The organism is Syntrophomonas sp., from assembly GCF_028707975.1.
Lineage (GTDB): Bacteria > Bacillota > Syntrophomonadia > Syntrophomonadales > Syntrophomonadaceae > Syntrophomonas.
The window spans coordinates 1-14129 of sequence record NZ_JAQVZX010000050.1 but is presented as its reverse complement, the minus strand read 5'-3'; the positions used below and the strand labels follow the sequence as shown (position 1 = coordinate 14129).

The following is a 14129-nucleotide window of genomic DNA, read 5'->3' as shown; positions in this document are numbered from 1 at the left end:
TCCGTCTTCCGTTTTTACATATTCGCTATCAGCGCATCAGCGAATCCGGAACATTTGACTTCCTGAGCATCCTCCATAAGACGGGCAAAATCATAGGTTACCACTTTGCTGGCAATGGTCTTTCCTATAGCCGCAATAATCAGGTCCGCAGCTTCATCCCATCCCAGATGCCGTAGCATAAGCTCACCCGACAGTATCACAGATGAGGGATTGACCTTGTCCAGACCGGCATATTTAGGGGCGGTGCCATGAGTAGCCTCAAAAATAGCATGGCCGGTAACATAATTAATATTGGCCCCCGGTGCAATGCCGATTCCTCCCACCTGGGCCGCTAAAGCATCCGATATATAGTCACCATTAAGATTAAGGGTAGCCACGACATCAAATTCAGCCGGTCGGGTCAGGATTTGCTGCAGGAAAATATCGGCTATGGCATCTTTTATAATCAGCTTGCCGTCTTCCTCCGCCTCTTTCTGAGCTTGGTCGGCAACAGTTGTCCCTTTTTCTTCTTTTATCCGGTCATATTGATCCCAGGTAAACACTTTATCGCCAAACTCGGTTTCGGCCAGGTCATAGCCCCACTGTTTAAAGGCTCCTTCGGTATATTTCATGATATTCCCCTTGTGCACCAGGGTAACATTGCGCCGCCCTTCACTCAATGCATATTTGATGGCGGCCCGAACCAGGCGCTTGCTTCCTTCTTCTGACACCGGTTTTATACCGATACCGGAGCTGCCGGGGAAACGAATATTTTTAACCCCTAATTCCTCCTGCAGAAACTTTAAGAGTTTATCGCTTTCCTCGGAGCCGCGGGGATACTCAATTCCGGCATAAATATCCTCGGTATTCTCACGGAATATAACCATATCGGTATCTTCGGGGCGTTTAACCGGCGAAGGTACCCCCTCGAAATAGCGTACGGGACGAAGGCAGGTATATAAATCCAGTTCCTGCCGCAGAGCTACATTCAGGGAACGGATACCTCCTCCTATTGGAGTAGTCAAAGGTCCTTTGATAGCAATAATATATTCCCTTATGGTATCGATAGTCTCCTGAGGCAACCATTCTCCGGTCTGCTGAAAGGCCTTCTCCCCGGCCAGTACCTCTTTCCATACAATGCTTTTCTGTCCCTTATAGGCCTTTTCCACCGCTGCCTCCAGCACCCGGGAAGCGGCCGCCCATATATCAGGACCGGTTCCATCACCTTCAATAAAAGGAATAATCGGATGATCCGGTACCTTTAACACTCCATCTTCAACTCTGATTTTCTCTCCTATTGACATTTGCGAATCTCCTCCTAAATTATAATTAAAGTTGCTTCCTGGTTAGTTTAGAAGTGAGGAGTGAGGGGGCAAGGTCTTCCCCTGTTGCATCTCACTGTTCAAGCACTTCTACCCGGCACTGATTCAATCTGTATAAATCATAATATATCTGCGTAAATCTCAAAAAGCCTCCGGTTATACCCTTATTTTTTCATCCATGGTTGTGTCCTCAACCCTATGGGTTTTTATCACTAAGGTTGTGGGCCTAGGGGTTAGTCAAAATTAAAGGCTCCGTATTTTTTGAAGTGCTCTACCAGGCCTCCATCAGACAGGATTTTCAGCATTACTTCCGGCAAAGGTGTAATAGCAATCTCTATACCTTTGCTAAGGTTATACAAGACACCTTTTTGCAGGTCGACTTCGAGCTCATCCCCTTCATCAATCTGATCGGTGTCACATTCAATCAGGGGTAATCCGGTGTTGATACAGTTGCGATAGAAAATGCGGGCGAAGGATTTGGCCACTACCGCACTGATATCGGCATTGATAATAGCCAGAGGAGCCTGTTCCCGTGAGGAACCACAGCCGAAATTGCTCCCAGCTACTATAAAATCTCCGGCTTTAACTTTGCTATAGAATTCGGGGTCCAGGTCCTCCATCACATATTTGGCCAGTTCCTTCATATCCAGGGTTTTAAACTTGTGGCGGCCTGATATAATATAATCGGTGTTGACATCATCCCCGAATTTGTGTACCTGTCCTTTTAAATCCATGCTTCTCAATCTCCTTTTAATATCCTTGCTTCTCTATTTCTATTCCCCACTTTGCTCCGCTGATCTTTGTTCTTGAGAACTGTAGCACAGACTGCTAGCGCAGATATTCCCGCGGATCGCTGATTTCTCCCTTAATTACCGATGCAGCCACTGTAGCCGGTGAGCCCAGGTATACAAAAGCACGATTGTTTCCCATCCGGCCCTTGAAATTGCGGTTGGCGGTGGATATTACATTTTCCCCATCGGAGGGAACGCCGTTATGGGTGCCTACACAGGGTCCACAACCAGGGGTTACTACTGCTGCCCCGGATTCAAGGAATATTTCTATCAGCCCCTCCCGTATGGCCTGAAGCATCACCTGCCGGGAAGAAGGAGCTATGATCAAACGGCTTTTGACTTTTCTGCCCTGGAGTATGCCAGCGGCAATGCGCAGATCTTCCATGCGTCCGTTGGTACAGGTGCCAATTACTCCCTGCTGTATGGGAATGCCTGCCACCTCCCCAATAGGGGAAACATTATCTACCGTGTGGGGCTTCGCCACCTGTGGATCCAAGCAGGAAACATCATATTCTTTTACCCGGGCATAGACGGCATCAGCATCGGCTTTAACAACGGTAAAACTCTTAGTGCTATGCTGTTTAACCCAGTCCATGGTTTTCAGGTCGGCCTCCATAAGACCAGCTTTGGCTCCCATCTCAATAGCCATATTACTTATAGTAAAACGAGCCTCCACCGATAAGTCGGCTATGGCTTCTCCGACATATTCCGCCGCCATATAGGTAGCACCATCAGCCGTAATATCTCCAATCAGGTGGAGAATCAAATCCTTGGAATAAACGCCGGCAGGAAGCTGGCCATTTAAAACAAACTTGAAGGTTTCCGGAACCTTGAACCATAGCTTGCCGGAAATAAGGCCGGCAGCCAGATCAGTGGAGCCTACTCCAGTGGAAAAGACATTAATGGCTCCATAGGTACAGGTGTGGGAGTCGGCCCCGATTACCAGGTTGCCGGGGACTACATGTCCCTGCTCAGGCATCAACTGGTGGCATACCCCATCTCCTATATCATAAAAGCATATCCCCTGTTCCCCGGCAAAACTCCGCATCTGGCGATGCAGCTCAGAGACACCTTCCAGGGGACTGGGGGCACTGTGATCGATAACCATGGCAATGCGGGCCGGGTCAAATACCCTTTGGGCCTGCATTTCTTGAAAGGCCTTTATGGCCAAAGGCGACGTTCCGTCCTGTCCCATGATAAAATCGAGATCAGCTACTACAATGTCATTGGCTTTGACATCCTTGCCGCTCTTTTGGGATAAAATCTTCTCCGCAATTGTTTTCCCCAATGCAATCAAATCCTCCTAATAAAAATTGAATTTCGATGAAATCTTACTCGTTTCCAGCTCTGCTTTTCCCATGAAGCTCTTCGTATATATACATCAACTCTTTGTCAAAAAGAGAGCGTTTCAGTTCAATGGACATTTCCCGAACCCGGGCCAAGATCTGATCGGCCTCTTCATCGCCCAGTTCAATATTGTATTCGCGGGTGAATTTCGAGCGGACTGCGGCAGTGCCCGAATGTTTACCAATTACAATCTGTCTCTCCAAACCAACTTCTTCGGGAGTGAACACTTCGTAATTAAGCGGGTTTTTCAGCACCCCATCACCGTGAATACCGGATTCATGGGCGAAGATGCTGGAGCCCACTATGGGCTTGCTGACGGGTAAAACCCGGCCCGAAGCCTGGGCTACATATTCGGCCACTTCCCGAAATATGGTGGTGTTATAGGGAAGATTTACATTCATCAGATACTTGAGTCCCATAATTGTTTCCTGCAAACAGGCATTGCCGGCTCTTTCACCCAGTCCGTTGACGGTAACGCCGACATAATTGGCACCAGCATAAACTCCGGCCAGGGCGTTGGCGGTAGCCATCCCGAAGTCATTATGCGTATGCATCTCTATGTCAATACCCACAGCGTCAATCAAGATCTTGATATAGCGAAAAGCGGCCAGGGGGGTCAAAGTCCCCACGGTATCGCAAAAACGCAAACGGTTAGCTCCTGAGCGTTTGGCCAACAGGGCAAACTCGGTCAGGAAATCAATATTGGAACGGGATGCATCTTCGGCATTTACGGATACATAAAGCCCTTTGTCCTTGGCAAATTTGACTGCGTCAGACATCCGGTTCAATACATCCTGGCGTGTGGTTTGCAGCTTGTGTTCGATGTGAATATCCGAGGTGGATATGGATACAGCCACGGCATCCACCCCGCAGTCCAGAGACTCCTTGATATCGGAGATTACGGCCCGGTTCCAGGCCATTATGCTGGATTTTAAACCCAAAGCAACTATCTCTTTGATGCATTCCTTCTCGAATCCGCCCATGACCGGGATACCGGCTTCTATCTGGTCTACTCCAACCTGATCGAGATACTTGGCAATCTGGATTTTTTCATTGTTGGCAAAGACCACGCCAGCCGTCTGCTCTCCATCCCGCAGGGTGGTATCCACAATATTAACCCGGGCTCCTTCCTCCAGAAACCAATCTTTGTTCATACTTGAATGTATCATCAATTCCCCTCCCTGAATTTGACTATTAAAAATTATGATGTAACTGTGACTCTACTGCAAAAAAACCTTTTTGTTGCATAAGGGTTGCATGAATATACAAAACGAGCGTTGGCGAAGGTGAAAGCGCGCGGTCGAAGACCGCCCTTACAATGCCTTGCAGTCGCTATTTAGGGTGTTGCGCTTGATTCGGAACGACACGGGGGTCGTTCCCTACATACCTTGCAGTCGCTATTAAGGTAGCTGAGCGGTATATTTATGCACAATAATGCATATTTATTACTTTTTGCAGTGACATCAACTGCAAAAAATGTTTTGCCTACATATTTATGCAACCCTGGCTACAAGCAAAAAAGTTTTTGTAGCAGAGTTGCGCTGGTTTATGTCAAAGAATTCTTCAATCCAACTTTTCTTTTAGCAATTTATTTACAACGGCGGGATTGGCCTGACCCCTGGTGGCCTTCATAACCTGACCGACCAGAAAACCAAAGGCTTTTCCCTTGCCATTGCAATAATCCTCCACTACTTTCGGGTTGTCGTTGATAATACTCTCTATAATATCAGAAAGAGCCTTTTCATCTGATATCTGCACCAAACCCTTTTCCCTTACTACTTCTGGAGCAGTCTTGCCGCTATTGAACATTTCTTCGAATACGCTCTTGGCCATCTTGCCGCTGATAGTCCCCGCATCTATAAGCTGGAGCATTTCCGCTAGATTCTCCGCTTTGATCAAGCAATCGGATATTTCCCTATTGGTCTGGTTCAAATACTTGTTTAACTCGCCCATCATCCAGTTGGAAACCAGTTTGGCATCGGGATAGAGTCTTATTACCCGGTCAAAATATTCGAGGTAATCCGGGGTGGTTGTAAGTATGGCCGCATCATAATGGGGAAGGCCGTAAGTCTCCACCAGTCTTTCCCGTGCCGCATCGGGCAACTCTGGCATTTGGCTGCGTATCTCTTCTATCCATTCCCGGCTTATTTTAAGGGGGGGCAAATCAGGGTCTGGAAAATACCTGTAATCATGGGCTTCTTCCTTGGAGCGCATGGAGCGGGTGAGCTGTTTCTCCTCATCCCAGGTTCTGGTTTCCTGTACCAACTCCTCGCCATCTTCAATGGCTTCTATATGTCTCCTGGCTTCATATTCGATAGCTCGTTCCAGCGCGCGGAAGGAATTCAGATTCTTGATTTCGCTTCTGGTACCGAGTTCTTTTTGTCCTGTCGGTCGTACCGATACATTGGCATCACAGCGCAGGGATCCTTCCTGCATCTTGCAATCGGATACCCCGGCAAATAATAAAATGGATCGCAGTTTTTCCAGGTAGGCCCGGGCTTCACGTGCACTGCGCATATCCGGCTCCGATACTATCTCCAAGAGGCCTATACCACAACGGTTGAGATCCACCAGAGAAAAGGGGGTGGTAGTTATATCACCCTGGTGCACGAGTTTCCCCGCATCCTCCTCCATATGGGCCCGGTTTATTCTTATCCTCTTTTCTTTCCCGTCCACATCTATTTCCAAATAACCATTTTTACAGATGGGCTGGTCAAACTGGGAAATCTGATAAGCCGCCGGCAGGTCGGGATAAAAATAGTTCTTCCGGTCGAACTTGCAATATTCCGGTATTTCACAATTTAAAGCTATCCCCGTTCTAATGGCCAGCTCCAACACCTTTTCATTCAGCACCGGCAAAGCGCCGGGAAAGCCTGCACAAAACGGGCAAACCTGCGTATTGGGTTCAGAGCCGAAAGCCGTGGAACAAGAACAGAAAATCTTGGACTCCGTTTTTAATTCCGCGTGTACTTCCAGTCCAATTACCGTCTCAAATTCTTTAGCCATTAATTCCACCCCCCGAAACCGGTGTAAGCCGGTGATAATCTGTATTTTGCTCAAAGGCATAGGCGGCTTTAAAAAGGGTGGCCTCATCAAAGGCCCAGCTAATAAGCTGCATTCCCACCGGTAATGCATCATTATCCAACCCACAGGGAATCGAAATCCCAGGTAGTCCGGCCATGTTTACCGGAACGGTAAGAGCATCGTTCAAATACAGGGTCAGGGTATCATCAATCTGTTCTCCCAGTTTGAAAGCTGTAGTCGGAGTAGTTGGTGATACTATGAGGTCAAAATCCCGGAAAACCTTTTCGAAATCCTGGGCTATCAATCTTCTCACCTTCAAGGCTTTAAGGTAATAAGCATCATAATAACCAGAGCTCAAAGCATAGGTTCCCAGCATTATCCTTCTCTTTACTTCCGGCCCAAATCCCTGAGCTCGAGAGGAGGAAAACATATCTGCCACATTATCGGCTTCGCTATCGCGCAGGCCGTATCTTACTCCATCAAAACGGGCCAGGTTGGTACTGGCCTCAGCTGGAGCCACAATGTAGTAAGCTGGCAAAGCATATTCGCTGTGCGGTAACGAGACCTCTTCCACTATGGCACCTAATTCTTCGAACTTATGCAGGGCTTTCATTACGGCTGCCCGGGTACTCTCCGCCACCCCCTGGCGGAAATACTCCCGGGGGTAGGCTATTCTCATCCCTTTTACTTCTCCATCCAAAAAAGCGCTATAATTAGGAACTTCGATGTCAGCGCTGGTTGAATCCAGTGGATCCTTGCCGGCAATAATTTCTAGTATCAGGGCGCAATCGCGTACATCACGGGACAATATACCTACCTGATCCAGGGAAGAAGCAAAAGCGGCCACCCCCCAGCGGGAAACCCGTCCATAGGTGGGCTTCAGTCCTACTATGCCGCAATAGGAAGCCGGTTGGCGAATGGAACCTCCGGTATCGCTGGCCAGGGCATAAGGTATTTCCCCAGCGGCTACAGCGGCAGCGGAACCACCAGATGAACCTCCGGGTACCCTTTCCCAGTCCCAGGGGTTGCGGCTAGGGAAAAAGGCCGATTGCTCGGTGGAGGAACCCATGGCAAACTCATCCAGGTTTAATTTGCCCAAGAGTATCCCACCCTTTTCATTGAGGCGGCAACTGGCGGTAGATTCATAGCTGGGTACAAAATTTTCCAGCATCCGTGAAGCACAGGTAGTTTTAATGCCCCGGGTACAGAAAAGGTCTTTTAAACCATAGGGAATACCTTTAATTCCACCATATTGACCCTCACCATCAATCCCGCGTGCGCTTTTTAAAGCTGCTGCTTCGCATAGCGTAATAAAGGCCTGTACTTTATCTTCCATATCGGCGATCCGGGAAAAAAGGGATTTTACTATATCCTCGGAAGATATTTCCCCGGCCTGCAGTTTATCCTGCAATTCATGTATAGTAAACTTATATAAATCCACTGGCGAAAACCTCCCCTAAATTATCCTGGGAACCTTGTACTGGCCTTCTTCTACCAGGGGCGCATTGGCCAGAATCTCTTCCTGGGAGGAACCAGGAAGGGTCTCATCTTTACGCAAAACATTAAAGACAGGCAATATATGGATCAAAGGCTCTATCTCCCCGGTGTCAAGCTCGTTCAGTCTTTCCACATAAGCCAGAATTAAACTTAATTGTTCCGCCAGGGCGGTTTTCTCATCTTCGCTTAAGGCCAGACGAGCCAGCGTGGCCACATGATTTACTTCTTCGAGCGAAAGCGCCATCAAGCTACCCCCTTATCGCATAAAACATTTATGTTCAATATTATATCAAATGCCCCGGTCTAAAACTAATAATTTTACTGGTAAAGAGGCATGTATACAAGGCTACTCCTCACTTAAACAAAAGCATCAGCAGCGGAATCAGCAAAAGACCGGGGAGCAGGTTCGCCAGCCGGATGCGGGCTAACCCCAAAGTGTTGAGGCCTATTCCAGCTATTATAATCCCTCCCAAACCGGTGAGGTTATTGATGACGGGATCAGTAAGAAATGGCTTTAGGAATCCTGCCCCCAGGCTGATGGCACCCTGGTATAGCAAGAGGGGGAGGGCGGAAAAAAGCACCCCTATACCCATGCTGGCTGCAAATATCATAGCCATTATTCCGTCCAACATGGATTTTACCAGCAGTATATCATAATTATGGGTCAAGCCGTCCTGCAAAGCTCCCAGAATAGCCATTGCGCCTACACAAAAGACCAGGGTGGCGGAAACAAAGCCCTTTACAAAGAAGTTCTCTTCCTGCCCCAGCAGCCTTTCCAGCCTTTTCCCGGCGCTTTCCAGCTTACCCTCCCAATTTCTCCATTCGCCGAATACTGTTCCCAGAGCCAGGCTAAGGCCAACAACTACCAGGCTTTCGGTCTTGAGCCCGTATTGAATTCCGATTATCAGGATTAGGAGGCCCATGGCATCCTGCAGGGAGCGTGAAATGTTTTCCGGTATCCCCCGGCGCAATAACAGCCCAATGGCTCCAGCCACTACAATGGCCCCAGCATTGATAAAGGTACCGGTCACCGCTTCTTCACCTGCAATTCCTCCCATCACAAGATTTTTAAACTGACTCTACTGCAAAAAATTACAACCCTTATGCTATAAAAGAGGTTTTTGCAGTGGAACCCCCCATGCCCGCAACCTTAAATAGTGACATCCGAAGGATGGAACACTAGGAGTACCCGAAGGGTGAAGGGTGCAGGGTGCAGGGTGCAGGGCCACAACCACCGATAAAAAGTGATTTAGTAGGGGCTTGAATGGTAAGATGTAGCAGGAAATAAATTAAACCCCTCACCCCTTACTCCTCACTTTTCTTTTCCCGGTGCGCCTAAGATAATCCCGGCAGGTTTAAGAAACCTTCTTCATCCAGTATGGTCAATCCCAGTTGCAACGCTTTGTCCAGCTTGCTGCCCGGATCATCGCCAGCCACTACATAGGAGGTTTTCTTGCTGACACTGCTGCTCACTTTTCCTCCCCGGCTTTCAATCATCTCGCTGGCCTGCTGGCGGGTCAGGCCAGGCAGGGTGCCAGTAAGTACAAAGGTCTTTCCCTGCAGCAACTGCTCCCCAGCCTCATAGACCGCCTCCCGGGTATTGACCCCCAGGGCTTTCAGGTTTTCTATGGTCTCCCGATTCCGGGGCTCGGCAAAGAAATTAATAACAGACTCGGCCATCTTGGACCCGATTTCCGGAATGCTGGTTAGTTTCTCTACACCAACCTTATAAAAATCATCTATATCATGAAAATGACGGCTTAGAATTTTAGCGCTCTTCGCTCCAATATGCCTTATTCCCAAAGCGGTAAGCAAGCGGGAGAGAGGACGGGACTTGCTCTCTGTAATAGCTTTTATCAGATTTGCCGCCGATTTTGGCCCCATTCTTTCCAATAAGCTGATATCCTGTTCGCTCAGGCGATATAAGTCGTCAATCCCTTTTACCATTTCTCTGTTTACCAATTGCTCAATTACAGCTGGACCCAGTCCATCGATATCCATAGCCCCACGGGAAGCAAAAAAGATAAGGCTTTCCTTAAGCCGGGCTGGGCAGTTGATGTTTTCGCAACGATAAGCCACTTCCCCAGCGAAACGGACTACCTTGCTATCACAAGCCGGACAGTTTTCCGGGGGCATTATCGTCCGTTCCTCTCCCCTTCTTCTCTCCGGGAGAGAGCTAATAATTTCCGGAATGATATCTCCCGCTTTGTGAATCAAGACCATATCGCCGATACGCAGATCTTTTTCTCTAAGCAGGTCAAAGTTGTGCATACTGGCCCGGCTGACCGTAGTTCCAGCCAGTAATACCGGTTCCAACAAGGCAGTGGGAGCGATAATTCCTGTTCGCCCCACATTGATTTCCACGCCCAGCAGCCGGGTCTCTTTTTCTTCAGCGGGGAATTTGTAGGCCATGGCCCAGCGAGGACTCCTGGCAGTAGACCCCAACTCTTCGCGCTCAGCAAAGGTATTGAGCTTGACTACCACCCCATCTATCTCGTAGGGAAGCTCATGCCTCTTTTCAGCATATTCCTCACTATAGGCTAAAACAGCCTCAATATCAGCACAGAAGCGAGCTTCCGGGTTTACCGGCAGGCCCTGCTCCTGTAGAAAACGCAAGGCCTCTTCTTGTTCAACCAGAGGGTTGGCTTCCACATAAATGATGTCATAAATGAAAGCGGACAGAGCCCGGCTAGCGGTCACTCGGGGATCGAGTTGCCGCAGGGAACCAGCAGCAGCATTACGGGGATTGGCAAAGACCCTCTCCCCTTTTTCTTCTTTTTCCTCATTCAGCCGGAGAAACTCCTGTTTCGGCATGAATATTTCGCCACGCACTTCCAGCCGGGGAAGGGGATCGCGCAAGCGGAGCGGGATAGCCTTTATCGTTCTGATATTGGCCGTCACATCCTCTCCCACCAGCCCATCCCCTCTGGTGGCAGCATTTAACAAAACCCCGTTTTCATAAACCAGGGCTATGGAAACTCCGTCTATTTTCAGTTCTGCCATATATGACAGCTTTCGGGCGACCCGGCCTAATCGGCGGTGAAACTCCATTAAATGCTGGTAGGAAAAGGCATTATCCAGGCTTAACAAAGGAAAGCGGTGCCTTGTCGGGGAAAACTTTTCCACTGCCGTGCCTGCCACTCGCTGTGTAGGTGAGTCGGGCGTAATAAATTGCGGATGTTCCTCCTCCAGCTTTTTCAGTTCCTGCATCTGGCGGTCATACTCAGCATCACTTATTAACGGGGCATCCAAAATGTAATAGCGGTAATCGTGCTTTCGAATCTCTTCCCGTAGTTCCTTTATCCGGGAATTGACCTCCATTTCTTTACCCCCTTCCTTTTTGAACAATGGTTGAACGGTGGTTAAACGTTCGGTAATTAGAGGGGGGTATTCCGCGCTACATCACACTTTCTAACTTATGGGTAAAAACGATTAGCAATCGTTCAACCACCCTTCTGTCTTCCGTCTCTAATCTATTTTCTCCAGTGGAGCAATATCCAATCGCAGCATCCTGGTTCCCGCCTGAATAAAATCAACCACCGCAATCTGCTCCTCTTCATTTAGCTCAGATATTATTCCCATACCAAATTTTGCATGTAAGACCTCGTCTCCGGCTTGAAATACCGGTTTGGAAATCTTTTTCTGCTGAGGATACAGCATCAGATCTTCCGGAATTTCGTAAAGAAAGCGCGAGGGAGGATTACTTCGTTCATAACCATAGAGAAGGCGGCTCATCGCATGGCTAAGATAAAGCCTTTCCTGGGCCCGGGTTATGCCCACATAGCATAGCCTTCTTTCCTCCTCCATCTCCTCAGCTGTCTGGCTGCGATAAGAAGGAAAGACTCCTTCTTCCAGACCCGTAATAAAGACTACCGGGAACTCCAGACCTTTGGCGCCGTGAAGGGTCATGAGCAATACATTTTCGGAGTTGTCAAGCTCATCACTTTCCTGAACCAGGGCGGTTTGGGACAGAAATTCCTCCAAACCCTGACCCCCTTCTCTTTCGAATTCCACTACCAGGGAACGTAACTCCTGCAAATTCTCAATCCGCGCCTCAACATCAGCCGCTTTGCTTTTCTTAAGTTCCTCGATATATCCCGTCACTTCAATTACCTGCTCCAAAAGCTCCATCAACGAAGCTCCTGATGCAAGCAGATCTGTAAGATATTTCATCATGCCATGGAAATCCTCCATGGCCGTCAGCATTTTCCGCCCTATTCCGGGGATGTCCTTTGATTTAGCCAGTACATCCAACAAAGAAACTCCCCACTCCGCCGAACACTCTTTAATCCTGGTCAGGGTTTTTTCTCCTATCCCCCGCCGGGGAACATTAATAACCCGCTCAAAACTCAAGAGGTCATTATGGTTGGAAATCAGGCGCAAATAAGCCAGGATATCTCTTATCTCTTTTCGTTCGTAAAACTTCCGTGCTCCCACAATACGGTAGGGTATATTGCGATAGAGCAGAGCCTCTTCTAAAACCCGGGATTGCGCATGAGTACGGTAAAAAGCAGCAAAATCCCGAAAACTCTTATTCTCACTTCGAACCAGGCTGTTTATTTCATCAGCTATAAAACGAGCCTCCTGAAAACTATCCCCGGCGCAGAAATGTACCAGCTTCTCCCCTTGTCCCTTTGGGGTATAAAGCTGTTTTTCCTCTCGCTCCTTGTTATTGCAAATCACCGCATTGGCCGCGCATAGAATATTGCCACTGGAACGATAGTTCATTTGCAGCTTGATTAGCCGGCTATCCGGGTAATCGCGCAGAAATCGTTTGATATTATAGGGCTCGGCCCCCCTCCAGCTGTATATAGACTGATCCGGGTCGCCTACCACGAAAATATTGTGATGCCGTGATGCCAGAAGCTGGGCCCAAAAATACTGTGAGTAATTGGTGTCCTGGTATTCATCAACCATGATATATTGAAACCATCCCTGGTATTTCTCCAGCACCGCCGGATTCTCTTGGAAAAGGCGGATACAAAGTACAATGAGATCTTCGAAATCCAACACATTCAATTCCTTGAGCCGGGAATTATAAAGTCTGAATATCCGGCAGTTCCTTTCCTTTATGAAATCGGGAACAGTGAAGCTGTAAAAATACTTTTCCGGCTTTTCCAGGCTGTTTTTAGCCTGTTTAAAGATATAAAGCAGTTCTTCCGGTTTGGTTTCATAGTCATTTTCTTCTCTTAGTATGGCTTTAATAAGTAATTTGCCTTCCGTATCATCAATAATACTGAAGTTTTGATGGTAGCCCAACTCTTTAATATCCATTCTTAATATGCGGTTGCAGGTAGAATGGAAAGTCTGAATCCACTGGCTATTGAAATCGGGAAGCATCGAAACCACCCGGGATCTCATTTCCTGAGCGGCCTTATTGGTAAAAGTAATGGCCATAATACGATGGGGAGGAATCCCCCGCTTTACCAGATGCACAATCCGGCGCGTGAGAACCCTGGTCTTTCCACTGCCCGCACCGGCTAAAACCATACAGGGACCATCCACATGAGCTACGGCTTCTTTTTGTTGTTCATTTAGATCGGTAAAAACATCTTGCATAAAATATAAACCACCTTTATAAGTCGTAAGCAATAAAGAAACATCCTCTTGCTTCCCACCCCTAACCATACTTAAAATAATAACACAAAACTACTCCATCTTCTGAAAGAGAAGCTATACTAAGATTAAAAGCAATATAATTACCCGGCAAGGGAGGTATTAAAGCAATGAAAGTTCAAAGCCTGAATCTTCATGGTCTGAGCCTGGAAGAGGCCCGGCAAAAAACCAGGCAAAACCTGAGCTGGTGCATGCAAAACGGAGTGGATGTGTTGGATCTGAACCATGGCAAAGGTTTTCACAGCAGTCGAAACTTCTCCGTGCTCAAGCAAGAATTAAGGAGAATGCTCAAATCCGAACCCGCCTTGAAAGAATTTGATTACAAAGTGGTGTACGGAGAATCCGACCTGCCGGTAGCCCTGGCTTATGATGAAGGCCACACTCTAATAGTCGCACGCGGGAAAGAAAAGGAATATATCGGCGGCAGGAAAGAGCTGGAGAAGAAGCAGCGGATTTTTTCACCTGAAGGGCGTCAGGAAAGAAGACTGCGGAAAAAAAGAAGTAAATAAGATGGGGAAAGTGAGGGGAACCATTAACCATTAATTGAAACAAG

At 47.9% G+C, this 14129-nt stretch carries 11 protein-coding genes; 1 reads left to right on the top strand and 10 read right to left on the bottom strand.

The window, feature by feature from the left end:
- Positions 1-14: 14 nt before the first annotated feature.
- The 10 genes from icd to PHP87_RS07670 all read right to left on the bottom strand — a co-directional run bounded on the left by icd (position 15) and on the right by PHP87_RS07670 (position 13519).
- On the bottom strand, positions 15-1283 hold the full coding sequence (icd, locus tag PHP87_RS07715; protein WP_299920136.1) for an NADP-dependent isocitrate dehydrogenase: 1269 nt from the start codon (positions 1281-1283) through the stop codon (positions 15-17).
- A 251-nt stretch (positions 1284-1534) separates the two neighbouring features.
- Positions 1535-2035 (bottom strand): 3-isopropylmalate dehydratase small subunit, encoded by a 501-nt coding sequence (locus PHP87_RS07710; RefSeq protein WP_299920134.1) that lies wholly within the window; start codon positions 2033-2035, stop codon positions 1535-1537.
- A 94-nt stretch (positions 2036-2129) separates the two neighbouring features.
- Positions 2130-3380, bottom strand: a complete 1251-nt coding sequence (locus PHP87_RS07705) for a 3-isopropylmalate dehydratase large subunit (protein WP_299920132.1) — start codon at positions 3378-3380, stop codon at positions 2130-2132.
- Between the two features lie 43 nt (positions 3381-3423).
- The gene (gene nifV, locus PHP87_RS07700; protein WP_299920130.1) at positions 3424-4608 is read right to left on the bottom strand and encodes a homocitrate synthase; all 1185 of its coding nucleotides are present in this window, start codon (positions 4606-4608) and stop codon (positions 3424-3426) included.
- 394 nt (positions 4609-5002) lie between these two features.
- Positions 5003-6445, bottom strand: a complete 1443-nt coding sequence (gatB, locus tag PHP87_RS07695; protein WP_299920128.1) for an Asp-tRNA(Asn)/Glu-tRNA(Gln) amidotransferase subunit GatB — start codon at positions 6443-6445, stop codon at positions 5003-5005.
- Complete coding sequence (gene gatA, locus PHP87_RS07690) at positions 6438-7904, bottom strand: Asp-tRNA(Asn)/Glu-tRNA(Gln) amidotransferase subunit GatA (protein WP_299920126.1); 1467 nt, start codon at positions 7902-7904, stop codon at positions 6438-6440. Before gatA ends, gatB begins: the two co-directional genes overlap by 8 nt.
- Positions 7905-7919: 15 nt before the next feature.
- The gene (gene gatC / locus PHP87_RS07685; protein ID WP_299920124.1) at positions 7920-8204 is read right to left on the bottom strand and encodes an Asp-tRNA(Asn)/Glu-tRNA(Gln) amidotransferase subunit GatC; all 285 of its coding nucleotides are present in this window, start codon (positions 8202-8204) and stop codon (positions 7920-7922) included.
- Positions 8205-8313: 109 nt separating this feature from the next.
- On the bottom strand, positions 8314-8991 hold the full coding sequence (locus tag PHP87_RS07680) for a DUF554 domain-containing protein (RefSeq protein WP_299920122.1): 678 nt from the start codon (positions 8989-8991) through the stop codon (positions 8314-8316).
- 304 nt (positions 8992-9295) lie between these two features.
- A complete protein-coding gene (ligA, locus tag PHP87_RS07675; RefSeq protein WP_299920120.1) occupies positions 9296-11281 on the bottom strand; it encodes an NAD-dependent DNA ligase LigA in 1986 nt (661 codons plus the stop codon).
- 147 nt (positions 11282-11428) lie between these two features.
- Positions 11429-13519: an ATP-dependent helicase gene (locus PHP87_RS07670; RefSeq protein ID WP_299920119.1), complete on the bottom strand. Its 2091-nt coding sequence runs from the start codon at positions 13517-13519 to the stop codon at positions 11429-11431.
- A gap of 167 nt (positions 13520-13686) precedes the next feature.
- Here PHP87_RS07670 and PHP87_RS07665 point away from each other — a divergent pair, with 167 nt between their 5' ends.
- Positions 13687-14085, top strand: a complete 399-nt coding sequence (locus PHP87_RS07665; RefSeq protein ID WP_299920117.1) for a Smr/MutS family protein — start codon at positions 13687-13689, stop codon at positions 14083-14085.
- Positions 14086-14129: the final 44 nt, after the last annotated feature.

What these genes read in the sequence shown, in the direction of transcription:
- icd (WP_299920136.1), bottom strand. Translation starts at nt 1,283, where the DNA reads ATGTCAATAGGAGAGAAAATCAGAGTTGAAGATGGAGTGTTAAAGGTA.
- PHP87_RS07710 (WP_299920134.1), bottom strand. Translation starts at nt 2,035, where the DNA reads ATGGATTTAAAAGGACAGGTACACAAATTCGGGGATGATGTCAACACC.
- nifV (WP_299920130.1), bottom strand. Translation starts at nt 4,608, where the DNA reads ATGATACATTCAAGTATGAACAAAGATTGGTTTCTGGAGGAAGGAGCC.
- gatB (WP_299920128.1), bottom strand. Translation starts at nt 6,445, where the DNA reads ATGGCTAAAGAATTTGAGACGGTAATTGGACTGGAAGTACACGCGGAA.
- gatC (WP_299920124.1), bottom strand. Translation starts at nt 8,204, where the DNA reads ATGGCGCTTTCGCTCGAAGAAGTAAATCATGTGGCCACGCTGGCTCGT.
- ligA (WP_299920120.1), bottom strand. Translation starts at nt 11,281, where the DNA reads ATGGAGGTCAATTCCCGGATAAAGGAACTACGGGAAGAGATTCGAAAG.
- PHP87_RS07670 (WP_299920119.1), bottom strand. Translation starts at nt 13,519, where the DNA reads ATGCAAGATGTTTTTACCGATCTAAATGAACAACAAAAAGAAGCCGTA.
- PHP87_RS07665 (WP_299920117.1), top strand. Translation starts at nt 13,687, where the DNA reads ATGAAAGTTCAAAGCCTGAATCTTCATGGTCTGAGCCTGGAAGAGGCC.